This is a genomic window from Streptomyces sp. NPDC055966 (genome assembly GCF_042269865.1).
Taxonomy (GTDB): Bacteria; Actinomycetota; Actinomycetes; order Streptomycetales; family Streptomycetaceae; genus Streptomyces.
On sequence record NZ_JBHJYK010000018.1, the window covers coordinates 88,399 to 112,299 of the forward strand.

The window sequence follows — 23,901 nt, forward strand, 5'->3', positions numbered from 1 at the left end:
ATGCTGCGCCTCGACGCGGTCAGCCGGCACTTCGGCGACCAGCGCGTCCTCGACGGCATCACCCTCACCGTGCCGGACGGACAACTCCTGTGCGTCGTCGGGCCGTCCGGCTGCGGCAAGTCCACGCTGCTGCGCACCATCGCCGGGCTGCTGCCCGTGCAGGACGGCACGGTCACGGTGGACGGCACAGCGGTGGCCGGGGTGCCGGACCGGCTCGCGGTCGTCTTCCAGGAGTACGGCCGCTCGCTGCTGCCGTGGCTCACCGTGCGCGACAACGTGGCGCTGCCGCTGCGCCGGCTCGGCCTTCGCCGGGCCGCGCGCCGCGCCGCGGCCGAGGCGATCCTCGACCGCGTCGGTCTGGCCGGGGCCGGGCGGCGCCGTCCGCCCGAGCTGTCGGGCGGGATGCAACAGCGCGTCGCCATCGCCCGGGCCCTGGTCTGCCGCCCCTCGCTGCTCCTCATGGACGAGCCGTTCGGCTCGCTCGACGCCCGCACCCGGGAGGATCTGGAGGACCTGCTGCTGGAGGTGCACCGGGCCGACGGCACGACGATCGTGTTCGTCACCCACGACATCGACGAGAGCGTGTACCTCGGCGACCGCGTCGTCGTCCTCTCCCCCGGCCCCGGCTCCCGTGTCGTCCTCGACCTGCCCGTCGGACTGCCCGCCGACCGCGACCAGATCACGACGCGCGGCCTGCCCGCTTTCGTCGCACTGCGCACGGAGGTGGGCCGGGCGGTGCGCGGCCACGGCCAAGACGGCCGAAAGGGGTGACCCCGGGCCCGCCGGGATCACCCCTTTCTCCTTCACCGGATGCTCAGCGCAGGTCGCGCAGCTGGACGGTGTAGATCCCGCGGCCGTGCGTCGCGGCGTACAGCGTGCCGCCGTCCGGGCTCGCCTTGAGCTGGAGGACGGCGACGGCCGGCAGGCTGCCGACGCGCTGCCAGGTGGTGCGTCCCGGTGCGCGGTAGACGACGCCCAGGTCGGTGGCGACGGCGAGGCCGCCGTCGGCCGTCAGCAGCGCGGAGTCGCTGGGCACGTCGGGCAGGTTCGCCGAGACGTCCTTCCAGGTGGTGCCGCCGTCGGTGGACTCGAAGACGTGGCCCACGCCCGCGCCGGGGCCCTCGGTCCAGGCCCGGGAGAAGCCGCTGACCGTGAGGAAGACGTGGTCGGCGTTGTGCGGGTCGACGGCGAAGCCGCTGAGGTAGCGGTTCGGTACGGTTCCGTCGACGGGCAGGCCGATGTCGTGCCAGCCGGTGCCGTCCGCGTTGCCGACGGCGATGCCGCGGGCGAAGCCCTGGTTGTTGCAGGGGCCGCACCAGGCGGCGTAGACCTTCCCGCCGGAGGCGGCGACGGCGGTCGCGGTGCGGCCCTTGCCGAGGTCGTGGACGCTGGTCCACTCGGAGCCGCTGCGGATGGCGTAGCCGTGGGTCTGGACCCAGATGTGGCGGCCGCCCGCGACCCAGGTGCTGCCGTTCTTCAGGTCCGTGGTGAGCGGGGCGATGAAGCGGGCCTCGCTGGTGGCGTTGTCGGGCGGGGCGACGGAGTACGAGGTGGCCTTGGTCGGGTCGGTGGACCAACTGCCGTCGTTCACCGCGCAGTTCTGGGTGACCTGCACGGCGAGGTAGACGTACTCCTGGGCGATGTCGCACCCGTTGGCCGGATCGGTGAGCGTGTCGCCGCCGTCGCCGCCGAAGTCGGAGCCCATGACCGTGTCGTTGCCACGGAGGATGGACTGGCCGTTGTCCTGGAGGCCGCCGGTGACGGACACCCCGCCGTGGTCGAGGTCCTTGCCGATGCCGACCGAGTAGTACTGGAGGGTGTCGATGGTGCCGTCGTTGAGGGAGGTCCAGTCGGTGGCGTGGCCGGAGGCGTCCTGGGCGCCGTCGACCGGGCGTTTGTAGATGCCGCCGTCGTTGCCGACGTAGACGTAGGGCTTTCCGTGGTAGCTGCCGATGGCGACGCCGTGCTGGTCGGAGTGGGTGGTCTGGCTGCAGGACCCGGTCTGCCGGGAGGGGTCGATGCTCCAGCAGGAGAACGGGAAGTTCCAGTACGGGCCGACGGTCGACCAGGTGGTGCCGCCGTCCTTGGTCTCGTAGACCTCCTCCAGGCCCGCGTACAGGTGCTGCGGGTCGGCCGGGTCGACGGCGAGGAACTGGTTGTACCAGGCCTGGACGCCGGGCATGTAACCGGCCGTCGTCAGCGCGGAGTTGTCGGCGGCGAGGCCCTTGTAGTCGGCGATCTTCGTCCAGGGGCCGGTCGGGGAACCGGACGGGGCGACGTAGATGCCCTCCAGACCGCTGTCGGGGTTGGTGCTGAGCTGCTGCGGCGACTGGTCGATGGCGTAGTAGCGGGAGCCGTCGGCGGAGCGGGCGAAGGTGACGTTGCCGACGTTCGCGGCGTCGGCCGGCAGGTCACCGAGGCCGCTGGTGATGCGGGTCCAGGCGCCGTTCACCCTGGTGTAGAAGCCGTTGTAGTCGTCGCCGCTGCGCCAGCCGACGGCCAGGACCACCTTGGAGGGGTCCTTGGGGTCGATGGCGATGTCGTTGGCGATGTTCTTGTACGGGGCCGCGGCGTCGTGGGCCTTGGACCCCTTCGGCAGGTAGTCGGGGTTGGGCGCGAACTCCAGCTTCCATGGGCCGCGCAGGTCACCGGTGGAGTGGCTCCACACGCCCTCGCTGGTGGCCGCCCACACCCGGCCGCCGCCGAAGCGCAGCTCGTGGATGGTGGTGCTCTCCAGCTCGCTGCCGCCGACCCGGCTGCGGACGGAGAAGGCGCCGTGGTGGGGGTGGGTCAGGACGTAGACGCCGCTGCCGAGGTAGGCGTCGGAGTTGGTGGTGGCCTCGCCGGTGCCCAGCCACAGCCGGCCCGCGCCGTCGAGGGCCAGGGCGCCGGTGGACTGGGCGGGCAGTCGGTCGCTGATGGGCTGCCAGTGCCCGCCTCCGCTGCCAGAACGCCACACGCCGCCGCCGGCGCTGCCCGCGTAGACGTAGCCGTCGTCGTCCGCGGCCACCGCGGCCATCCGGCCGGTCACGTTCCCGGATCCGCCGCTGGAGTTGGAGTCGACGTCGCGGTAGCGCGGGTCGTCGGAGTTGTAGGGCAGGTTCGTGATGTTGTGCCAACGGCCGCCCGCGCTGGGGAGGTTGGCGAGGCTGTTCCAGGCCGCGCCGTACGCGCCCGGTGCGACGACACCGGGCGAGGTGCGCGCCTCGGCGTACTGGTCCGCGCCCTCGGCGATCTCGTCCGCCTCGTTGCCGCCGTCCCCCGCCTCGTGCGGGGACATGGCGCCCACCGACTGCACGCGTTCCTTGGCCAGTTGGGCGAGGACGCGGGCGCCGAAGGGGCTCGGTGAGCGCCCGGACGCGGCGGACGGGGGGATGGCGACGAGCGCGGCGGACGCCGTGAGCGCGCAGACGGTGAACCACCGTCTTCTGCGGGTCGGCACGGACACCAGGGACCTCCAGGAGCGATCGACACTGACCGACGCTGGAGACCCGATCACGCGGACACGGAAACATCCGCCGCTTGGCAAAGTTTTGGCGAGAACCTGTCAGTAGCTGTCAGTGGCTGCCGTTCCGGCGGGTACGCAGCCTGCCGACCGTCTTGAGGAACTGGTCCGCCGGATCGCGCAGCCCGGGGTGGGCCAGCACCGTGTTGCGCAGGCCCCTGACCGGCCTGCGCCACAGCCGCTGGGCCATGGCCACCGGATGGGCGCGGGCCGCGAAGCCCTCCCCGACGCGCAGGTCCCGGGTCTTGAGCCACTCCTTGTACTCCTTGTCGCCCCGGCCCAGGTCGACCAGGGTCACCCCCGCCCGCGCGGCCGCCTCGGCGGTGCGCAGGTGCATCATCAACCCCGGGGAGTAGTAGTGCAGTTCGGGGTCGTAGGCGGTGAACCAGGCGGCCAGTACGGTGCTCGACCGGGGGCCGAAGTGCGCGGCCACCGGGCGGTCGCCCGCGTACAGGACGGACAGCACCCCGGTGAAGTGCTCCTCGCGGACGTGGAAGAGATGGTCGACGAGGCCGACGATCCAGGGCCGCGAGAACCGGTCCATGCGGCCGGTCCTGCGGTACTGCGCGGACTTCCAGCGCATCAGGGCGCGCAGGATCTCGGGGTCGCGCTCGTCGAACTCGAACCGCACCTCGCCGATGTCGCGGCCGAGCCGCCGCTCCTTCTTCAGCGTCGTCTTGGCCAGCCCCGGATAGGTGGCCCGCAGCCACTCCGGATAGCCGCCGTCGCCGGGTTTCACGTCGATCACGGGCGAGGCGAAGGTGCCCGTGACGTGCGGCGCGAACGGCCGCTGTTCCTGCACGAGATGGTCGAACTCGAAGATGCTGAGCCCGCAGGCCCGCAGCAGCTCGTCCGTGTCCCAGGTGACCCCGGGCCGGTGCACGAGAGCCTGGCAGTCGGACAGGCCGAGCCCGATGGCACGGCCGGTGCCCAGCGGCCCGCGCTCGTAGGGGAGGAAGCCGGCCGGCTCCCCGCCCTCGCGCAGCACCGCGATCCGCGCGCCGCCCCGGAAGAGGCCGACACCGGCCGCGAACTCCGGTGCCAGAAAGGGATTGGCGTACTCGGGCGACTCGTCCATCGCGCGGTGCCAGGCGGCCCGCAGCTCGGGCGTCAGCTCGCCGGGTCTGTGGTTGGTGATCTCCATGACGGATCGTGAAGCACGGCTGATGGATCGCATGCGCGACCGCTCCCCCCATGACGCGCCGGGCGCGTCCTGCCATTCGTACCGTTGTCTGCGTCCCCACCGCGTGCGACTGCCCAAACCGCGCGAAACAGTACGCACGCCCTCAAGGGTGCCCCAGGCGACGGACGGTCCGCCATGGGTCTGCGGACATCGGTCAGGACTCCACCCCGGTACTCAGGTCCTGCGTGCCGATGACCGAGAGCAGTTCCAGCTGGGCGTGTCCCTCGGTGCCGGGCGGAGCGCTGAACCACAGCAGCCGCTGCCGGCCGTCCTCGCTGAAGAGGTTGTGGCAGTCCAGCTCGATGACGCCGAGCGCGGGGTGGACGATGCGCTTGTGGTCGGTGCGGCGCAGGGCCACCTCCCGCCGCTCCCACAGCTCGGCGAACTCCGTGCTGCGCCGGCGCAGCGCCGCCACCATCCGGGTCACGTCGGCGTCCTTCGCGCGCCGGGCGGCGACGGCCTGGAGGTCGGCGGTGAAGACGCGGGAGTGGTGCGGATGGTCCTCGGCCGGATACAGGCCGCGGGCGGCGGGGTCGGTGAACCAGCGGTAGACGAAACTCCGCTCGGGCCCGCGTCCGGCGGGCATCGCGCCGAGCAGCGCCACGGCGAGCGGGTTCTGCGCGAGGGGCTCGTGCAGATCGGTGATGACCTGGGCGGGGGTCGTGGTGAGCCGGTCCAGCAGGCCGAGCAGGGCGGGCTGGACGAGTGCGGTGGGGCCGCCGGCGGCGAGCGCCGGCGGGCGGTCGGCGAGATGGAAGAGGTGGTCGCGTTCGTCGCCGCTGAGCCGCAGGGCGCGGGCGAGGGCGGCCAGGACCTGCGCGGAGGGCTGTGCGCCCCGGCCGCGCTCCAGCTCCGTGTAGTAGTCGGCGGACAGTCCGGCCAGCTGGGCGACCTCCTCGCGGCGCAGGCCCGGCACCCGGCGGCGGGGTCCCGCGGGCAGGCCGACGTCGGCGGGGCGGACCCGGTCGCGCCGGGACTTGAGGAAGGCGGCCAGCTCTGCGTGGTTCACGCCCTCCATGGTCGCGCCCGCCGCCCCGCGTATCCAGGGGTTGCCGACCCCAGGGTGAGCGCAGCCGTGGCTGCTCCGGGCACGACGGCGCACGGTGGAGTCACCGAGCAGGTCACCGACCGGGGGCGACGCCCTCAGCGACTGACGCCCTCAACGACTGGAGATCTCATGTCCACCGAAGCCACCGCCCCCTCGACCGCCGCCGCCTCGACGCCCCGCGTCGCCGTCGTCACCGGAGGCTCGCGCGGCATCGGCCGGGCGACCGCGCTCCGGCTCGCCGCCGACGGACACGCCGTGGTGGTCGGGTACGCCGGCAACCGCGAGTCGGCCGAGGCCGCTGTCGCGGAGATCACCGCGGCCGGCGGCCGCGCGCTCGCCGTCCGCGCCGATGTCGCCGACGAGCGGCAGGTCGCCGCGGTGTTCGAGGCCGCCGCCGAGGAGTTCGGCGGGGTGGACGTCGTGGTCCACGCGGCGGGCCGGATGTATCTGGCGCCGATCGCCGAGCTGGACCTCGCGGAGCTGGACGCGCTGCACCGCACCAACGTGCGCGGCACGTTCGTGGTCGCCCGGGAGGCGGCCCGCACGCTGCGCCGGGGCGGCGCGTTCGTCGGGTTCTCCAGCTCCGTGGTGGGCCTGGCGTTCCCGTCCTACGGCGCCTACAGCGCGAGCAAGGGCGCGGTCGAGGCGCTGACCCTGGTGCTGGCGCGCGAGCTGCGCGGCCGGGACGTCACCGCCAACACCGTCGCGCCGGGCCCGACGGCCACCGATCTGTTCCTGGACGGCAAGGACGAGGCGACCGTCGCCGCCCTGGCCGCCCAGTCCCCGCTGGAGCGCCTCGGCACGCCCGAGGACATCGCCGGGGTGGTGTCCTTCCTCGCCTCCCCGGCCGGCCACTGGGTCAACGGCCAGGTGGTCCGCGCCAACGGCGGCATCATCTGATCCCCCCTCACTCCCGGCCCATCCCCCTGTCTCCCCCACCCCCACTCCCACTCCCACTCCCAGCGAGGCATCATGACGACCGACACCCCCCGGACGATCCTGGTCACCGGCGCCTCCAGCGGCTTCGGCGCGCTCACCGTGCGCGCGCTCGCCGACGCCGGTCACACCGTCTACGCGGGCATGCGCCACACGGCCGGCCGCAACGCGCCCGCCGTGGCCGCCCTGGAACGGTACGCGGCCGGACACGGCGTGTCCCTGCACGCGGTCGACCTGGACGTCACCTCCCAGGACGGCGCCGACACGGCCGTGGCCCGGGTGCTGGCCGAGCAGGGCCGCCTGGACGTGGTGGTGCACAACGCGGGCCACATGGTCACCGGTCCCGCCGAGGCCTTCACTCCCGAGCAGCTGGCGGACCTGTACGACGTCAACGTGCTGGGCGCCCAGCGCGTGAACCGGGCCGCCCTGCCCGCACTGCGGGAGCAGGGGGCGGGACTGCTGGTGTGGATCGGCAGTTCCAGCACGCGCGGCGGCTGCCCGCCGTTCCTCGGGCCGTACTTCGCGGCGAAGGCGGCGATGGACGCGCTGGCGGTCTCTTACGCCGGCGAGCTGGTCCGGTTCGGCATCGACACCGCGATCGTCGTACCGGGCGCCTTCACCTCCGGCACCAACCACTTCCTGCACGCCGGCACCCCCGCCGACACCGGCCGCGCGAACGCCTACGACGAACGCTACGGCGCCCTCCTGGCGGGGCTGGACGAGCGCCTCGCGGCGCTGGTGCCGCCGGACGCGGACGTGGCGGAGGTCGCCCGGGCCGTCGTCGGCTGGTGGCCCTGCCCGCCGGCCGGCGCCCGCTGCGCACGCATGTCGACCCCGCCCGGGACGGCAGCGAGGTCGTCTCCGCGGTCGCCGACCGTGTCCGCGCCGACTTCTTCCGCCGCGTGGGCCTCGACGACCTGCTCACCACCGGAAGTTCCCTCTGACACATCGTCATCGAAGGAGAAACACCATGCCGTTCGCGAATTTCAAGGTGCCCGCCGGAAGCCTGGACGAGCAGCAGAAGGAGCTGATCGTCACCCGCGCCACCGAGCTGTACGTCGAGATCTACGGAGAGCGGGCCCGCGCCGCCACGATGGTCCTGGTGGAGGAGGTCGCCGACGGCGGCTGGGGCATCGGGGGCGGCGTACTGACCCTGGCCAAGCTCCAGGAGACGGCGCAGGATTGACGACCGGCCGATGTGATCCGTTGCGCGAAAGGCGGTATGCCATGTCACCCGTCCCCCAGCCCGCCGACCTGCTGGCCGCGATGCCCTTCGCGGCCGGCCTGGGCATCGGACTGCGCGAGGCCACGGCCGAGCGGGTCGTCGGCGCTCTGGCCTGGTCCCCGCAGCTGTGCACGGCGGGTGGTGTGCTGCACGGCGGGGCGCTGATGGCGCTGGCCGACAGCGTCGGGGCGGTGTGCGCGTATCTGAATCTGCCCGAGGGGGCGTCCGGTACGTCGACGGTGGAGTCCAAGACCAACTTCCTGCGGGCGGTGGCCTCCGGGCACGTGCACGCCACGGCCCGGCCCCTGCACCTCGGCGGCACGCTGCTGGTGGTGCAGACCGATCTGCGCGACGACCGGGACCGGCTGGTCGGCCAGACGACGCAGACCCAGATCGTGCTCCGGAAGAACACCGCCTGAGGCGGCCCACGAACGACCCCGCCGCGAAGGCCGGCCCCCGTCCACGAGGGGGCCGGCCTTCGTCATGCCCGCCCCGCGTTCCGTACCCGCGCTCTTGACATGAACCTGTGCCACCCCTGAGGCTTCGTGCTTGAAGTTGCTCGATTGGAGCTCATTTCAAGCGTTTCCGAGCACCATTCGGCGCGTCATCCGCACGAACAGTCAGTCCGCAGTGCTGCGAGGGGAGCTGTTCCGCCGTGCACAGACCGCAAAGACCGCGAGGACCGGAAAGACCGCGTCACCGTGTGCCCTGGCCGGCCTGGGTACCGCTGGGGCTGGCGACCGCCCTGGCGGCGACCGTGCTCACCGGCCCGGCGCCCGCCCAGGCCGCCGCCTCCGCCTCCGGCGCCCTGCTGGACACCGCCCACAGCAGCGTCAGCTGGCAGAGCCCGGTCTACGCCAAGGGCACCGGCGGCGGCACCGAGAGCTGCCCGGCCGCGGGCAGCGACCCGGACGACAAGGTCTGCGACCGCTTCGACCTGACCGTCTCGGTGCCGGCCGGCTACTGGGACGACAACCCCGAGGGCGGCGTTCCGCTGTCGATCACGTGGGCCAAGCCCTCCGACGACTTCGACCTGTACGTCTACGACGACCAGGGCAAGCAGGTGGCGTCCAGCGCGGGCACCGCCGACCCGGAGGCCACGGTGATCCCGCGGGCGTCGGGGACGTACCACGTGCTGGTCGTGCCGTACGACGTGCACGACAACTCCTTCACGGGCACGGCGTATCTGCCCGCGACCACGGACGCCGGCGACCTGACCTCCTTCTCGGGCGGCGACGGCAGCTACACGGTGCGGGCCGGGCGGCTGACGGCGCGGGCGGACTTCCTGACGAACGGTCAACTCCGGCTCCAGGCCGATCCGTCCGGCTCGCTGAGCGACCCGGCGGGCACCGCGATCGTGCGCAAGGAGCCCGCGCTCCAGCGGCACACCTCGTCCTTCGACGCGGGCGACTACTACGGCGTCCGCTCGCCGCAGGCCGTACTGCGTGTGTACAAGAAGCCGTTGCGCTTCGGTCTGTACAGGCCGGACAACCGCACCCGGATCTGGCAGGAGGACAAGCCGCTGCGCTGGTCCACCGGCGGGATGCGGCAGAGTCTCACGCGCGGGGCGGACGAGCAGTTCTTCGGCGGCGGCGAGCAGAACGGCAGTTTCTCGCACCGGGGCCGGACGATGTACGTGGCCAACAGCTTCGACTGGGACGAGGGCGGCTACAACAACTCCCAGCCGTTCTACCTCTCCAGCGCGGGCTACGGCGTCCTCCGCAACACCTTCGCGCCCGGCGTGTACACCTTCGGCCAGCCGGTCACCACCGGTCAGCAGGAACGGCGCCTGGACGCCTACTACTTCCTCGGTGACGCCAAGCAAGTGATCGGAAAGTACACGGCGTTGGTCGGCAGGCCGTTCATGCCGCCGGTCTACGGCCTCGAACCCGGCGACTCCGACTGCTACCTGCACAACGCCAACCGGGGCGAGCGGCACACCCTGGACGCGTTGAAGGTCGCCGACGGGTACACGCAGCACCGGATGCCGCTCGGCTGGATGCTGGTCAACGACGGCTACGGCTGCGGGTACGAGAACCTGGAGCAGACCGCGAAGGGCCTCCAGGACCACCACGCCCAGCTCGGCCTGTGGACCCAGGACGGCATCGACAAGCTCGCCGACCAGGTCAAGGCCGGTCAGCGGGTGGCCAAGCTGGACGTGGCCTGGGTCGGCAACGGCTACAAGTTCGCCCTCGACGCGTGCGACGCGGCGAAGAAGGGCATCGAGGACAACAGCGACGCCCGCGGATTCGTGTGGCTGCCGGTGTCCTGGGCGGGCGCGCAGCGCTGCGGGGTGCTGTGGAGCGGCGACCAGAAGCTGTCGTGGGACTACATCCGCTGGCAGATCCCGGCCTACGCCGGGGCGACGATGTCCGGCATCGCGTACGACACCGGCGACGTGGGCAGCATCTACCGCCACGACCCCACGATGTACGCCCGCGACCTCCAATGGAAGGCGTTCCTGCCGGCCATCATGACCATGGACGGCTGGGCCACCGACCTCACCACCAAGAAGCCCGCCGACCAGCAGCCCTGGCTGGACGGGGAGCCGTACACCTCGATCAACCGGAAGTACCTCCAGCTCAAGGAGCGGCTGCTGCCGTACATGTACACCCTGTCCGCCGAGGCGGCGAAGACCGGGGTGGGGGCGATCCGCCCGCTGTGGCTGGAGTACCCGGACGACCCCAATACCCTTTCGGATCAGGCGAAGTACGAGTTCCTGTCCGGCCCCGACTTCCTCGTCGCGCCGGTCTACCAGGACTCGGACACCCGCGACGGCATCTATCTGCCGAAGGGCACCTGGACCGACTACTGGACGGGCCGCACCTACCAGGGTCCGACCACGGTCAACGGCTACCACGCGCCGCTCGACACGCTCCCGCTGTTCGTGCGCGAGGGCGCGGTCGTGCCCATGTGGCCGAAGGGAACGACGAGTTGGCAGACCCGGGACCGGCACGAACTGGACTGGGACCTGTACCCGGCGGCCCGCGGCACGAGCCACTACACGCTGTACGAGGACGACGGCGTGACCCGTGACTTCGCCAAGGGCGCCGCGGCCGCCCAGCGGGTGTCCCTGCACGCCGACGGCAGGGGCACGACCGTCTCGGTGGGCGCGAGCGAGGGCGACTACGCGGGCAAGGTGGACGCCCGTGCGTACCGGTTCACCGTGCACGGCGCCGCGGCGCCCGCACGCGTCCTGCTCGACGGCCGTCAACTGCCCGCGTCCGCCTGGTCGTTCGACCCGGACACGCACGTCACGACGATCAGCACGGCGAGCCTGCCGCTCGACCGCGGGTTCACGGTGCGACTGGTCGACGGCAGGTAAAAGAATCGTATGGTCTAGTCCAAAGAGCGCGCTGGTCTAGTCCAGCTTATTGACGTGGCCGCAACAGCTCCCGGAGGGTGGGGCTCCCCGCATCGGGGACTCCCCACCCCCACCCTCTGGAGGCACGCAGTGAAACGGCTTCGCGCATGTCTGGGCGCGGCGGCGGCCGTCACCCTCGCCGCCGCCGGCACGACCGCACTCGTCGCGGGCAACGCCTCGGGCGCGACCACCGCGCTGAGCAACCGCTGGTACGCCGCGGCCCCGTATCTGATGCCGCTGGACAACGACCCGCCGGACCCGTCCGCCATCATGGACGCGACCGGCCTGAAGGCCTTCCAGCTGGCGTTCGTCCTCGCCCCCAACGGCGGCGGCTGCTCGCCGACGTGGGGCGGCACCGCCCCGGTCTCCTCGGACACGGCCGTGCAGTCGATGATCAACACCATCCGCGGCAAGGGCGGGGACGTGTCGGTCTCCATCGGCGGCTACGGCGGCACGAAGCTCGGCCAGGCCTGCGCCGACCCCGCCGCCACGGCGGCCGCCTACCAGCAGGTCATCACCAAGTACGGCCTGCACGCCATCGACTTCGACCTGGAGGAGCCGGAGTACGAGAACACGGCGGCGATCCACAACGAGATCGGCGCGGCCAAGATCCTCCAGCAGGACAACCCGGGACTGTACGTCTCCGTGACGACGGCCGGCACCGCGGACGGCACCGGCTGGTTCGGCAAGCAGATGCTGCTGGAGGCCAAGTCCCAGGGGTTCACGCCGAACAACTTCTCCATCATGCCGTTCGACGGCGGCTTCAACGGCGCGGCGAGCCAGACCAGCGCGCTGACCAACTTCAACGCGATCCTCCAGTCGACCTTCGGCTGGGACCAGGCGACCGCGTACGCCCACGAGGGCTTCTCCGGCATGAACGGCCGCAGCGACACCGGCGAGATCTTCAGCCAGGCGGACTTCCAGACCGTGCTGGACTACGCCACGAGCCACAACATGGACCGCTTCACGTTCTGGTCCCTGAACCGCGACCGGCAGTGCAGCCCGCCGGACAACGGGGGCCGCACGTCCGGCACCTGCTCCAGCGTGGCGCAGGGCGACTGGGACTTCGCGAAGTACTCGGTGAAGTTCGCGGGCGTCACCCCGCCGACCACCACACCGACCCCCACGCCGACCCCGACGCCCGGCTCCTGCAAGCCGGCGTGGAACGCGTCGACGGCGTACACGGGCGGGGACGAGGTGTCGTACGGCCAGCACGACTGGAAGGCCAAGTGGTGGACCCAGAACGAGGTGCCCGGCGCCTCGCAGTGGGGGCCGTGGCAGGACGAGGGCGCCTGCTGAACCTCTTGACGGGTCTGGTCCGGACCTCTAGCTTCTCGGGTCACCAGCGACCAAGTATGCGGCCGCTGTTCATACACATGAACAGTGGCCGCATTCCGGCCCGAAGGGACCCCCCCATGACCCGAGCACGACTCCTCGCGGTACCGGCCGCCGCGGGTCTCGCCCTCGCGCTCGCCCTCCTCGGCAGCCCCAGCGCGCTCGCCGCCGATCCGCATGTCGCCCCCGGCGGCAACTTCGACCTGTCCGTGTGGCAGCTTCAGGAACCCGTCGGCTCCCCGGGCAGCCCGACCACCATCCCCTCGTCCCGGCTCCAGGGCGCGAACGGCTACCAGGACGCGTACTTCTACACCGACACCCGCGACGGCGCGATGACCTTCTGGGCGCCCGAGAAGGGCGTCACCACCCCCAACTCGAACTACGCCCGCTCCGAGTTGCGCGAGATGAACCGCGACGGCAGCGCCGCCGACTGGGCGTTGTCCGGCGCGCACAGGATGAGCGCGACGCTGCGCGTGGTGTCGGTGACGAAGAACGTCTGCGTGGGCCAGATCCACCTCGGCAGCGGCGGCTCGTCCACCAAGCCGCTGCTGGAGCTGTACTACCGCGCGAACGGCGACATCGTGCTCGGCACCGAGAACTCGCCCTCCGGCGGCCAGACCTCGCACGCCGTCGGACATGTTGCGATCGGGAAGACCTGGAGCTATACGATCGCGGTCTCCGGTGGGAACACGATCGACCTGACCGTCAACGGGACGACCACCCATTACCCCGTCGCGTCGTCGTTCCAGCAGTACAAGCAGTACTTCAAGGCCGGTTCCTACAACCAGTCCTCCTCCGACAGCACCACCGACGGCGCCCGTGTGGCGTTCTACGCACTGACCGTGAAGCACGGCTGAACACCGCCGCCACGCCGTCCGACCTGCGCGACTGGTGCAAATGGCCGTACGGTCGTAGCGTCGAGTGGACGCGGTCGGACACAGCACAACGGTGGGAGCGGCCATGCGCGGATCAGTGGTGGGAACGGCGGTGACCCTGGCGGCAGGAACCCTGCTGACAGCGGCGATGACGACGGCGTCGGCCAGCGTGCCGACCACGGCCACGACACCGGTCAGGGCGAGGCCCGGGCAGCCCGTACTCGTGGACTGCTTCTTCCACCGGAACGTCCGCCCGAACGACTTCATCCTGGCCTGCGGCGACGGCAACAGCCGGCTGACCGGACTCCACTGGACCCAGTGGGGTCCGGACGGGGCGAAGGCCGTCGGCGTCAACATGGTCAACGACTGCAAGCCGTACTGCGCGGCCGGCACCTTCCGCGCGTACCCGGTCGTCATCCGGCTCAACGGCGAGCAGGCCTGGAAGAAGCACCCGTACTTCCTGCGCTACGCGAACCTCAGCCTGACCTACCCCGGCGCCCGGCCGGACACGTTCAAGCCGGTGATGAACTACCCGCTCTGGGACTGACACTCCGGGACCGATGCCCGGGTGACGGCCGCACAGCCCGGCGACCGCAGCGGCCGTCACCCGGGCGCGCCGCTCGGCGCGGCGGGTGCTGAGCCGCGCGGGCGATCCCGCGGCCCGGCGGCCGCCCCGGCGACCGGCGCAGCCGCATGGTGGTGTGACCCCGCACGCCGGCGCCCGCGCGCCGTTCCGAGAGAGGTCACATGCCCCGACTCCCCCGCCTGGCCGGTGCCGCCACGGCCGCGCTCGCGTCCGGCGTGATCGCGGCGGCGCCCGCGACCGGCACCGAGCCGGTCGTCACCGACGCCCGCATCACCGCCCACTTCGGCCTGGCCGCCGGACAGACGCCCGACAACATCGCGCTCGAACCCGACGGCTCCGCCGACCTGACCCTCGCCTACGCCCGGCAGATCGCCCATGTCACGCCCGAGGGCACGACCCGGATCAGCGCGACCCTGCCGGCCGTCACCCACCCGGACACCCCGCTCGTGCACCAGGCCGTCGTGACCGGCATCGCCCGCGCCCACGACGGCACGCTGTACGTCAACTACGCGACCGGCACGAGCAGAACGGGCATCTGGCGCCTCGCCCCCGGCGAGGAACCCGAGCAGATCGCCCAGTTGCCGGCGAACGGCTATCCCAACGGCCTGGCCCTCGACGAACGCCAGGGCGTGCTGTACGCCGCCGACTCGGTGCTCGGCACCGTCTGGCGCGTCCCGCAGCAGGGCGGCCCGGCCACCGCGTGGGCCCGGGACACGGCGCTCAAGCCGCTGACCGGCCCCTCGGCGAGCGGCTGCGGCGTCAACGGCCTCAAGGTGCACCGCGGTGCCGTGTGGGTGTCGAACACCGACCGCGGCACGCTGCTGCGCATCCCCGTCGGCCAGGGCGGTTCCGCGGGCCGGGCCGAGACCCTGGCCCATGGGCTCGACGGCATCGACGACTTCGCCTTCACGGGCTCCGGACGCACGGTGGTGGCCGCGCTCAACAAGGCCAACCAGGTGGTCCTGGTGCGCCGCGACGGATCGCGCACGGACGCCCTCGGGCAGCGGGACGGGCTGTCCAACCCGGCCTCGGTCGCCGTACTCGGCCGGATCGTCTACGTGCCCAACGCCGCGTACTTCACACGCAAGGACCCGAACCTGCTCCTCGCACGGCTCCGGGAGCGCGGCGACCGGCTGTAGCCGCGCCGGAGACACACCTGCGCCGCGACCGGCAGGGCATCCGGTCGCGGCGCATCCGTGTACGGGTCAGCCGAGTTCGACGAGCAGGTCCCCGCCCTCCACCTGCTGGATGCGGTTGATGGCCAGCCGGGAGACGCGGCCCGCCTTCGGCGCGGTGATGGTGGCCTCCATCTTCATCGCCTCGATCGTGGCGACCGTGGCACCGGCGGCGACCTCGTCGCCCTCGGCCACCGCGAGGGTCACCACACCGGCGAACGGCGCCGCCACGTGGCCGGCATTGGCGCGGTCGGCCTTCTCCGTCACCGGCACGTCCGAGGCGGCCGCGCGGTCGCGGACCTGGATCGGGCGCAACTGGCCGTTGAGCGAGGACATCACGGTGCGCATGCCGCGCTCGTCGGCCTCGCCGACCGCCTGCAGTTCGATGAGCAGCCGGACGCCGGGCTCCAGGTCGACGGCGTACTCCTTGGCGGGGCGCAGGCCGTAGAAGAAGGCCTTGCTGTCCAGCACGCTGGTGTCGCCGAAGGACTGCCGGTGGGCGTCGAACTCGCGCGTCGGGCCGGGGAAAAGCAGCCGGTTGAGCGTCGCCCGGGTGTCCTTCGCGAGCCCCTCGCGGTCGTCGGCGGACAGCTCGGGCGCGGGCTTGGGCTCGCCGCGGCCCTTGAGGGCCTTGGTGCGGAACGGCTCGGGCCAGCCGCCGGGCGGGGTGCCCAGCTCGCCGCGGAGGAAGCCGATGACCGAGTCGGGGATGTCGAACCGGTCGGGCGTCTCCTCGAAGGCGTCCGGGGAGACCCCGGCGCCGACCAGGTGCAGGGCGAGGTCGCCGACCACCTTGGACGACGGGGTGACCTTCACCAGGCGGCCGAGGATGCGGTCGGCGGCGGCGTACATCGCCTCGATGTCCTCGAAGCGGTCGCCGAGGCCGAGCGCGACGGCCTGGGTGCGCAGGTTGGACAGCTGGCCGCCGGGGATCTCGTGGTGGTAGACGCGGCCGGTCGGGGAGGCGAGGCCCGCCTCGAACGGGGCGTAGATCTTGCGCACGCCCTCCCAGTACGGCTCCAGGTCGCCGACGGCCTGGAGGTCGAGGCCGGTGGGGCGCTCGGAGTGGTCGGTGGCGGCGACGAGCGCGGACAGCGACGGCTGCGAGGTGGTCCCGGCCATCGAGGCCACCGCTCCGTCGACCGCGTCGGCGCCCGCCTGGATCGCGGCGAGATACGTGGCGAGCTGGCCGCCCGCCGTGTCGTGGGTGTGCAGATGCACCGGCAGGTCGAACTCGCGGCGCAGCGCCGAGACGAGCTTCGCGGCGGCCGGGGCGCGCAGCAGTCCGGCCATGTCCTTGACCGCGAGGACGTGCGCGCCGGCCTCGACGATCTGCTCCGCGAGGCGCAGGTAGTAGTCGAGCGTGTAGAGGCGCTCGGACGGGTCGCCCAGGTCGGCGGTGTAGCAGAGGGCGACCTCGGCGATCGCGGTGCCGGTCTCGCGGACGGCCTCGATGGCGGGCCGCATCTGGCCGACGTCGTTGAGGGCGTCGAAGATGCGGAAGATGTCGATGCCGGTGGCGGCGGCCTCCTGCACGAAGGCGTCGGTCACCTCGGTCGGGTACGGGGTGTAGCCGACGGTGTTGCGGCCGCGCAGCAGCATCTGCAGACAGATGTTGGGTACGGCCTCGCGCAGCGCGGCCAGCCGCTCCCAGGGGTCCTCGGCGAGGAAGCGCAGCGCCACGTCGTACGTCGCGCCGCCCCAGCACTCCAGGGAGAGCAACTGCGGCAGGGTGCGGGCGACGACCGGGGCGACCGCGAGGAGGTCCTTGGTGCGCACGCGGGTGGCGAGCAGCGACTGGTGGGCGTCGCGGAACGTGGTGTCGGTGACGCCGAGGGTCGGCGACTCCCGCAGCTGCCGGGCGAAGCCCTCGGGGCCGAGGTCGACCAGGAGCTGTCGGGAGCCGGCCGGGGGCTCGCCGGCCGGGAGCGCGGGCAGCTTGGTGACGGGGTCGAACAGGTCGGGGCGTTCGCCGTGCGGCCTGTTGACCGTCACGTCGGCGAGGTAGGTGAGCAGCTTGGTGCCGCGGTCGGCCGAGGAACGCGCGGTGAGCAGGTGCGGGCGCTGCTCGATGAAGGACGTGGTGACCCGGCCCGCCTGGAAGTCCGGGTCGTCCAGGACGGCCTGGAGGAAGGGGATGTTCGTGGCCACGCCCCGGATGCGGAACTCGGCGACGGCACGCCGGGCGCGGCCCACGGCCGCCTTGAAGTCCCGGCCCCGGCAGGTCAGTTTGACCAGCATCGAGTCGAAGTGCGCGCTGATCTCCGTGCCGGCGTGGGTGGTTCCGCCGTCGAGGCGGATGCCGGAGCCGCCCGGGGAGCGGTAGGCGCTGATCCGGCCGGTGTCCGGGCGGAAGCCGTTGGCGGGGTCCTCGGTGGTGATACGGCACTGCAGGGCGGCGCCGCGCAGGGTGATGGTGTCCTGGGCGAGGCCGAGGTCGGCGAGGGTCTCGCCGGCGGCGATGCGCATCTGGGTCTGGACCAGGTCGACGTCGGTGACCTCCTCGGTCACGGTGTGCTCGACCTGGATGCGCGGGTTCATCTCGATGAAGACGTGGTTGCCGTCGGGGTCGAGGAGGAACTCCACGGTGCCCGCGTTGCGGTAGCCGATCTCGCGGGCGAAGCGGACGGCGTCGGCGCAGATGCGGTCGCGCAGGGCCGGGTCGAGGTTCGGCGCCGGGGCCAGTTCGATGACCTTCTGGTGGCGGCGCTGGAGCGAACAGTCGCGCTCGTACAGGTGGATGACGTTGCCCGTGCCGTCGGCAAGGATCTGCACCTCGATGTGGCGCGGGTCCACGACGGCCTTCTCCAGGAAGACGGTCGGGTCGCCGAAGGCGGAGGCGGCCTCGCGGGAGGCGGCCTCGATGGACTCGCGCAGCTGGGCGCGGTCCTCCACCCGGCGCATGCCGCGACCGCCGCCGCCCGCCACCGCCTTGACGAAGACGGGGAAGCCGACCTCCTCGGCGGCCCGCACCAGTTCGTCCACGTCGGTGGTGGGCTGGGAGGAACCGAGCACGGGCACGCCCGCCGCCCGGGCGGCGGCGACCGCGCGGGCCTTGTTGCCGGTCAGCTCCAGGGTGGCGGCGTTCGGGCCGACGAAGGTGATGCCCGCCTCCTCGCAGGCGCGGGCCAGTTCGGGGTTCTCGGACAGGAAGCCGTACCCCGGATAGACGGCGTCGGCGCCCGCCCGGCGGGCCGCGCCCACGATCTCCTCGACGGAGAGATAGGCCCGCACCGGGTGCCCGGGCTCCCCGATCTCGTACGCCTCGTCGGCCTTCAGCCGGTGCAGCGAGTTGCGGTCCTCGTGCGGGAACACGGCGACGGTGCGCGCCCCGAGTTCGTAGCCCGCCCGGAACGCGCGGATCGCGATCTCTCCACGGTTGGCGACCAGCACCTTGCGGAACATCCTGGAATCCCTTCGGCTGCCTGTCGGGCGACGAACACCACGGTGTCTGCCACGCCTGCCGTTCCTCGCGGCAACCCTAGGGGTTCCCACCGGCACGGACGTGCGAAAACCATCACACCACCGGGGTGGCCGACGCCACAGTCGGGCGTCGGCCGGTCAGCGTTCCGCGGAGGTCATCGCGGCGTCCCCGCGCCGGTCGGCCCGCGCCGGCGCGGGCACCGTCCGGGACTGCGCGGGAGCGGGGGGTGCGGGGGCGGAGGGTGCGGAAGGTGCAGAGGGCGCGGAGGCGGGCGGCGTGGCGGCCGGCGCCGTCGGGGCGGTCACCGGGGCTCGACGGCCCGTCGGGAACAGGGAGCGCACCCGTGCCCGCAGCCACGCGCGGCGGCCGTGCAGCAGGCCGAGGACGAGCGCCGAGCCCACCGCGATCACATGCTCGCGGCCCGCCAGGTTGGGGATGGCGATGGACTCGACGACCATCGAGCCGCCCGTCAGTGTGAACACCACCGGCGCCCGCTTGATCACCGCGAGATAGGTGAACAGGCCGACGACGGCGGCGGAGGGTCCGGTGTCGAGCACGTGGGCCGCCGCGGGCGGCAGCCCGAGACCGCCCCAGCCGGGGCCCATCGCGATCATCAGGCGGGCGGTGAGCGTGCCGGCCAGCGTGGTGATGTAGGAGATCGCCAGGGTCCGGGCCCGGCCCAGGGTCAGCTCGGCCCAGGCGAAGGCGAGGAACAACTGGGTGATGCCGGCCCACACCGGCAGGTCGAGCGCCGGTACGTACAGCGACACGGGGGTGCGCAGTAACGACAGCCACAGCGGCAGGTCGGCCTTGACGCCGCCGAGCCGGGTCACCCAGAGCCGGCCGAGGGGGTGCTGGGCGATGCCCTGGAAGAAGATGACGCCGAAGGCGGCGACGAAGGCCAGCAGCAGTCCGGACAGCCCGCGGCGCGCGAGGCGCTGCACCGGCTCGACGACGATCGCGTGCCACTCGCCGCGCAGCGTGCGCCCGGCGAACCGCGCGAGCCGGGCGATCAGGGAGCGGCAGGTCTCGACGCGCCCCTGCGTCGTCTCAGTCGTCATGAGACACGGCAGCCCGTCGCCTTCTGCTCCCCGGTCATGCGCATCGCCCCCTTCGCCACGCTTCCGGCATACGAACCATGGCTGGCGTTTTTCCAACATCTCCGCTTTTCAGGCGCCATCGTATAGATGTGCGGTTCTCGCCCGGTCGGCCTACCCCCTCCGTGCGGGTCACGCCGTGCATGCCCGGTCCCTCCCCCGGTGTGGGCCTCTGTGGTGGTGAGGCCCGGTCGGTGACAGTTCAGCGATCCGGGAGGCGGTCGTCAAGATCCGTTGCGGATGCCCGGGGGTATGAAAAGACCCACAGGTCACGGGCGCGGAAATCCGGCCCGCCGAGGCAACCCGAGGGGCCCCGTTTCCGTCCTCCTGTGCAGGCTCCCCTGCACCCGCACCGGCGCGCCGCCCCGGCACTCCGCGCCGCTCGCACGGGTCCGGATCGCCCGGTTCGTCCACTTGCGTCCAACGCGCGACTCTGACCGCCCACTTCATGGATCGAATGCGGAACCTTCCATTTCCGGTTACGAACTCTCGTATAGTGACCGCCAGTTCACCACCCTGCGTCACGTCTCACCACCCGATTGTTTCCGTTCTCCTCCACCTGCCCGCCCCTGCCGCGAGGACCGGACCGGAACGATGACGCCGCCCAGGCACACCGGCGACCGACCCTCTCTCCGTACCTTCTTCTCCGTCCTCGCCGCGACCGGCGCCCTGTCGGCGCTCGTGGTCCGTGCGGCGGTGGCGGCGGCGCCGGACCCGGTGCGCATCCCGCTGGCCTGGGGTGCGGGCACGGCGGCGGCCGTGCTGGGCGCGGTGGTCGCCACGGCCGCGCCCAGCGTGCGCGCCGCGCGTGGTCTGCGGCACCGGCTGGACTCCGTGACCCGGGATCTCGGCCGGCTCCTGCACCAGCAGGCCCGCACCAGCGACGAGACCCGCCAGGAGCACCAGCGGCTCATCGACGAACTCGCCCGGCAGGGCGCCGAGTTCACCGAGACGTTCGAGGCCGAGCGGCGCACTTCTCCTTCGGCCACGGCGAGCACCGCTGTCCGTTCCCCGCGCAGGAGACCGCCGAGGTGATCGCCCGGACCGGCGTCGAGGTCGTACTGGACCGGCTGCCGGACATCGACCTGGCGGTGCCCGCCGAGTCCCTCACCCGCCGCCCCTCGCCGTGGCTGCGGGGCCTGACCGAACGGCCGGTCCGGTTCACCCCCGTACCGGCCCTGTGATCCCGGCCGCGGCCGCACTCCTCTCGCCCTGCCCCGCCACCCCCGCCCTGGCAGGCACGTCACGATGACGACCGGTACCGAAGCATCCCGGATCACCCTGGACGCCGAGAGCGCGGCGCTGCGGGCGGCCGGTCTGCTCGCCGCCGTCGAACTGCCGGTCGGCGACCGGGTGATCCCGGCCGGGAACGCGCTGATCGTGTCGTACGGGGCGATCGGCCGCGACGAGCGGGCGCACGGCCCGAGCGCCGGGGAGTTCGACGTCACCCGGGAGACGAGAAACCGGCACATCTCCTTCGGCCACGGCCCGCACGTGTGCCCGGGCGCCGCCCCGTCCGGGCTGGAGGCGGGCGTGGCGCTGCCGGTGCGGCTGGATTCCTGACCCGGAGCGGAGCGTTGCTTGACTTGGAGAGCGCTCCAACTCGTAGCGTCGCAGACGTACGGCGCACCGGGGCACACGCCCGCGTGCCGTACGGGACGACGACCGCGTGTACGGGAAAGGCTGGGACATCACATGCAGAAGCGCAGTCTGCGGGACCTCCAGGTATCGGCCATCGGCCTCGGATGCATGGGCATGTCCGCCTTCTACGGCTCCGCCGACCAGGACGAGGGCGTCCTGACCATCCGGCGCGCCCTCGAACTCGGCATCGACTTCCTCGACACCGCGCAGCTCTACGGCCCGCTCACCAACGAGTCGCTGGTCGGCGAGGCGATCCGGGGACACCGGGACGAGTACGTGCTCGCGACGAAGTTCAACTACCGGATGGACAACGCCGTACCGGGAGACATGAGCACGATCGGCCCGCAGGACGGTTCCGCCGCGCACGTGCGCGCGTCGGTCCACGGCTCGCTGCAGCGGCTGGGCACCGACCGCATCGACCTGTACTACCAGCACCGCGTCGACCCGAACGTGCCGATCGAGGAGACGGTGGGCGCGCTGAAGGAGCTGGTCGAGGAGGGCAAGGTGCGCTGCATCGGGCTGAGCGAGGCGAGCGCGGAGACCATCCGGCGCGCGAACGCCGTGCACCCGATCACCGCCGTGCAGAGCGAGTACTCGCTGTGGACGCGGGACGTCGAGGCCGAGGTGCTGCCGGCCTGCCGGGAGCTGGGCATCGGCTTCGTGCCGTACTCCCCGCTCGGCCGCGGCTTCCTCGCCGGCCGCTTCAGCTCGCCGGACGAGCTGGACGCGAACGACTTCCGGCGCAACAACCCGCGTTTCACGGACACCAACCTCGACGCGAACCAGCGCCTCGCGGCGAAGGTCAAGGAGATCGCGGCCGAGAAGGACGTCACCCCGGCGCAGCTGGCCATCGCCTGGGTGCTGGCCCAGGGCGAGGACGTGGTGCCGATCCCGGGCACGAAGCGGCGCACCTACCTGGAGCAGAACGCGGGTGCGGTCGGCATCGAGCTGACCAAGGAGGACCTGGCCCGCATCGACGCCGAGCTGCCGCCGGTGTCGGGTGAGCGGTACGACGAGGCGGGGATGCGGTCGGTCAACCGGTAGGCGCCGCCGGGGTAACTGCCGTCCGGCGCCCACGAGTTCGCCGCGGCTAGTCGCGCCCGCGCGGCGGCAGCCGCACATCGGGCGCGGCACCGCGTCCCTTCGGGGCGCGGGCCGCCTCCGCCAGGTCGAGGTCCGTCGTCTCCGGGGCCAGGACATGGGAGACCAGGCCGCCCAGGGCCAGGACCACCGCGCCCACCAGCAGGACGAAGCGGGCGCCGAAGCGGTCGAGGCCCATCGGGAGGAGGAAGGTGCCAATGGCCGCACCGACCCGGCTCATGGCGCTGGCGAAGCCGACGCCGGTGGAGCGCAGGGAGGTCGGGAAGACTTCCAGCGGGTAGACGGCGGTCAGCGCGCTGGAGGCGGCGTTGAGGAAGATGAAGAAGAGGAAGCCGCCGACGATGACCGGCGTGGACGTCGGCCACACCGCGACCGTGGCGAGCGCGGCGGCGGTGATCCAGAACGGCGGGATCAGCAGCCTGCGCCGGCCGATGCGGTCCACCACCAGGCAGCCGACGGTGACGCCGGCGACCGCGGTGAAGGAGTAGACGAGCAGCGCGGCAACGGCGTTGTCGCCCATGTTGAGGGCGTCGAAGACCTGGGTCCAGAAGGTGCCGATGGCGAAGTACGGCAGCACCAGCGCGGCCCAGAACACGCTCGCGAAGACCGTGCTGCGCAGGTGTCGGCGGCTGAACAGGGCGCGCAGGCCCTGCTGTTGGGGTTCGGCCGTCTCCGCCAGTTCGGCGGTGACGTCGATGTCCATGCCGTAGCGCGCGATGAGTCGCTCGGCCTCCTCGCGGCGGCCCCTGCTGAGCAGCCAGCGCGCCGACTCGGGGATGCCGCCGCGCAGCGCCACGCACACCAGGGCGATGACCGCGCTGCTGGCCAGTGTGTAACGCCAGCCGCCGTGCACGCCCTGGAACGCGGCGCCGACGACGGTGGCGAGGGCGTAGCCGACGTACCAGCTGATCTCCAGGCTGGCCAGCAGCCGGCCGCGGCCCTTGGTGGGCGCGTACTCGGACAGCAGCGGGGCGCCGATGGCGTACTCGCCGCCGATGGCGATGCCCATCACCAGCCGGATGAGGAAGAGCTGGAGGCCGTCGGTGACGAAGAACTGGAGCACCGAGCCGATCAGGAAGATCAGCATGTCGACGAGGAACACCGGGCGTCTGCCGTAGCGGTCGGCGAGCCGGCCGAACAGGGGACCGCCGACGAAGATGCCGATGAGCGGGGAGGCGCCGACCAGGCCCTCCATCACGGTGGACAGATGCAGATCGGTGGTGAGGGCGCCCATCGCCATGCCGATGCCGCCGATGATGTAGCCGTCGATGCCCTCGCCGATCTGGGTGGCGAGCTTGAGCTTGGTGTGCAGGCGGCGGCGTTCGCGCAGCAGGTCCGGGGACGGGACGTCAGGTGTGTCGAACTGGTGTTCAGTCGTTGGTGTCGTTGCCATGAGCGGTCCTTGC

17 protein-coding genes and 3 pseudogenes are annotated in these 23,901 nt (G+C 72.2%); 14 read left to right on the top strand and 6 right to left on the bottom strand.

The window, feature by feature from the left end:
• Positions 1-771 carry an ABC transporter ATP-binding protein gene (locus ACFC8N_RS32780; protein WP_376292153.1) on the top strand — a complete coding sequence of 257 codons (771 nt, stop codon included), beginning with the start codon at positions 1-3 and terminating at the stop codon, positions 769-771.
• Between the two features lie 43 nt (positions 772-814).
• Here ACFC8N_RS32780 and ACFC8N_RS32785 read toward each other — a convergent pair whose 3' ends face one another.
• The 3 genes from ACFC8N_RS32785 to ACFC8N_RS32795 form a co-directional block, all read right to left on the bottom strand.
• Complete coding sequence (locus ACFC8N_RS32785; RefSeq protein ID WP_376292155.1) at positions 815-3,448, bottom strand: WD40/YVTN/BNR-like repeat-containing protein; 2,634 nt, start codon at positions 3,446-3,448, stop codon at positions 815-817.
• Positions 3,449-3,557: 109 nt separating this feature from the next.
• Positions 3,558-4,649 (bottom strand): GNAT family N-acetyltransferase, encoded by a 1,092-nt coding sequence (locus ACFC8N_RS32790; RefSeq protein ID WP_376292339.1) that lies wholly within the window; start codon positions 4,647-4,649, stop codon positions 3,558-3,560.
• 193 nt (positions 4,650-4,842) lie between these two features.
• The gene (locus tag ACFC8N_RS32795; protein WP_356034073.1) at positions 4,843-5,697 is read right to left on the bottom strand and encodes a helix-turn-helix transcriptional regulator; all 855 of its coding nucleotides are present in this window, start codon (positions 5,695-5,697) and stop codon (positions 4,843-4,845) included.
• A 168-nt stretch (positions 5,698-5,865) separates the two neighbouring features.
• Between ACFC8N_RS32795 and ACFC8N_RS32800 the strand changes: the two genes are divergently transcribed.
• The 9 genes and pseudogenes from ACFC8N_RS32800 (at position 5,866) to ACFC8N_RS32840 (ending at position 15,196) form a co-directional block, all read left to right on the top strand.
• Positions 5,866-6,636 carry an SDR family oxidoreductase gene (locus ACFC8N_RS32800; protein WP_376292158.1) on the top strand — a complete coding sequence of 257 codons (771 nt, stop codon included), beginning with the start codon at positions 5,866-5,868 and terminating at the stop codon, positions 6,634-6,636.
• Between the two features lie 72 nt (positions 6,637-6,708).
• Positions 6,709-7,616, top strand: a pseudogene (locus tag ACFC8N_RS32805) (SDR family oxidoreductase).
• A gap of 26 nt (positions 7,617-7,642) precedes the next feature.
• Entirely contained in the window at positions 7,643-7,858 is a 216-nt protein-coding gene (locus ACFC8N_RS32810) for a tautomerase family protein (RefSeq protein WP_356034064.1), read from the top strand.
• Between the two features lie 41 nt (positions 7,859-7,899).
• A complete protein-coding gene (locus ACFC8N_RS32815; RefSeq protein ID WP_376292161.1) occupies positions 7,900-8,316 on the top strand; it encodes a PaaI family thioesterase in 417 nt (138 codons plus the stop codon).
• A gap of 284 nt (positions 8,317-8,600) precedes the next feature.
• A complete protein-coding gene (locus tag ACFC8N_RS32820; RefSeq protein WP_376292164.1) occupies positions 8,601-11,222 on the top strand; it encodes a TIM-barrel domain-containing protein in 2,622 nt (873 codons plus the stop codon).
• A gap of 129 nt (positions 11,223-11,351) precedes the next feature.
• Positions 11,352-12,560: a carbohydrate-binding protein gene (locus ACFC8N_RS32825; RefSeq protein ID WP_376292166.1), complete on the top strand. Its 1,209-nt coding sequence runs from the start codon at positions 11,352-11,354 to the stop codon at positions 12,558-12,560.
• Positions 12,561-12,676: 116 nt separating this feature from the next.
• On the top strand, positions 12,677-13,453 hold the full coding sequence (locus ACFC8N_RS32830; protein ID WP_356034058.1) for a polysaccharide lyase family 7 protein: 777 nt from the start codon (positions 12,677-12,679) through the stop codon (positions 13,451-13,453).
• A gap of 103 nt (positions 13,454-13,556) precedes the next feature.
• Complete coding sequence (locus ACFC8N_RS32835) at positions 13,557-14,018, top strand: hypothetical protein (protein ID WP_376292168.1); 462 nt, start codon at positions 13,557-13,559, stop codon at positions 14,016-14,018.
• 200 nt (positions 14,019-14,218) lie between these two features.
• Entirely contained in the window at positions 14,219-15,196 is a 978-nt protein-coding gene (locus tag ACFC8N_RS32840) for a hypothetical protein (protein WP_356034054.1), read from the top strand.
• Between the two features lie 66 nt (positions 15,197-15,262).
• On the opposite strand, the gene ACFC8N_RS32845 is transcribed toward ACFC8N_RS32840, so the two are convergent.
• Both ACFC8N_RS32845 and ACFC8N_RS32850 read right to left on the bottom strand, forming a co-directional pair.
• Positions 15,263-18,637, bottom strand: coding sequence for a pyruvate carboxylase (locus ACFC8N_RS32845; protein WP_376292170.1), 3,375 nt, complete (start codon positions 18,635-18,637; stop codon positions 15,263-15,265).
• Between the two features lie 156 nt (positions 18,638-18,793).
• Positions 18,794-19,717, bottom strand: coding sequence for a hypothetical protein (locus ACFC8N_RS32850; RefSeq protein WP_356034050.1), 924 nt, complete (start codon positions 19,715-19,717; stop codon positions 18,794-18,796).
• Positions 19,718-20,347: 630 nt separating this feature from the next.
• On the opposite strand from ACFC8N_RS32850, the gene ACFC8N_RS32855 reads away from it, so the two are divergent.
• The 4 genes and pseudogenes from ACFC8N_RS32855 (at position 20,348) to ACFC8N_RS32870 (ending at position 22,438) form a co-directional block, all read left to right on the top strand.
• Positions 20,348-20,788, top strand: coding sequence for a hypothetical protein (locus tag ACFC8N_RS32855; protein WP_376292359.1), 441 nt, complete (start codon positions 20,348-20,350; stop codon positions 20,786-20,788).
• Positions 20,713-20,937, top strand: a pseudogene (locus tag ACFC8N_RS32860) (cytochrome P450); the annotation flags it as partial. The gene ACFC8N_RS32855 and the pseudogene ACFC8N_RS32860, both read left to right, overlap by 76 nt.
• A gap of 139 nt (positions 20,938-21,076) precedes the next feature.
• Positions 21,077-21,298: pseudogene (locus ACFC8N_RS32865) on the top strand (cytochrome P450); the annotation flags it as partial.
• A gap of 150 nt (positions 21,299-21,448) precedes the next feature.
• On the top strand, positions 21,449-22,438 hold the full coding sequence (locus ACFC8N_RS32870) for an aldo/keto reductase (RefSeq protein WP_376292172.1): 990 nt from the start codon (positions 21,449-21,451) through the stop codon (positions 22,436-22,438).
• A gap of 46 nt (positions 22,439-22,484) precedes the next feature.
• Here the strand turns inward: ACFC8N_RS32870 and ACFC8N_RS32875 are convergent, their stop codons facing one another.
• Positions 22,485-23,888, bottom strand: coding sequence for an MFS transporter (locus ACFC8N_RS32875; protein ID WP_362823007.1), 1,404 nt, complete (start codon positions 23,886-23,888; stop codon positions 22,485-22,487).
• Between the last annotated feature and the right edge of the window lie 13 nt (positions 23,889-23,901).

Coding starts and splice junctions, on each gene's coding strand:
- ACFC8N_RS32780 (WP_376292153.1), top strand. CDS start 1: ATGCTGCGCCTCGACGCGGTCAGCCGGCACTTCGGCGACCAGCGCGTC.
- ACFC8N_RS32790 (WP_376292339.1), bottom strand. CDS start 4,649: ATGGAGATCACCAACCACAGACCCGGCGAGCTGACGCCCGAGCTGCGG.
- ACFC8N_RS32800 (WP_376292158.1), top strand. CDS start 5,866: ATGTCCACCGAAGCCACCGCCCCCTCGACCGCCGCCGCCTCGACGCCC.
- ACFC8N_RS32810 (WP_356034064.1), top strand. CDS start 7,643: ATGCCGTTCGCGAATTTCAAGGTGCCCGCCGGAAGCCTGGACGAGCAG.
- ACFC8N_RS32815 (WP_376292161.1), top strand. CDS start 7,900: ATGTCACCCGTCCCCCAGCCCGCCGACCTGCTGGCCGCGATGCCCTTC.
- ACFC8N_RS32830 (WP_356034058.1), top strand. CDS start 12,677: ATGACCCGAGCACGACTCCTCGCGGTACCGGCCGCCGCGGGTCTCGCC.
- ACFC8N_RS32835 (WP_376292168.1), top strand. CDS start 13,557: ATGCGCGGATCAGTGGTGGGAACGGCGGTGACCCTGGCGGCAGGAACC.
- ACFC8N_RS32840 (WP_356034054.1), top strand. CDS start 14,219: ATGCCCCGACTCCCCCGCCTGGCCGGTGCCGCCACGGCCGCGCTCGCG.
- ACFC8N_RS32845 (WP_376292170.1), bottom strand. CDS start 18,637: ATGTTCCGCAAGGTGCTGGTCGCCAACCGTGGAGAGATCGCGATCCGC.
- ACFC8N_RS32850 (WP_356034050.1), bottom strand. CDS start 19,717: ATGACGACTGAGACGACGCAGGGGCGCGTCGAGACCTGCCGCTCCCTG.
- ACFC8N_RS32855 (WP_376292359.1), top strand. CDS start 20,348: ATGACGCCGCCCAGGCACACCGGCGACCGACCCTCTCTCCGTACCTTC.
- ACFC8N_RS32870 (WP_376292172.1), top strand. CDS start 21,449: ATGCAGAAGCGCAGTCTGCGGGACCTCCAGGTATCGGCCATCGGCCTC.
- ACFC8N_RS32875 (WP_362823007.1), bottom strand. CDS start 23,888: ATGGCAACGACACCAACGACTGAACACCAGTTCGACACACCTGACGTC.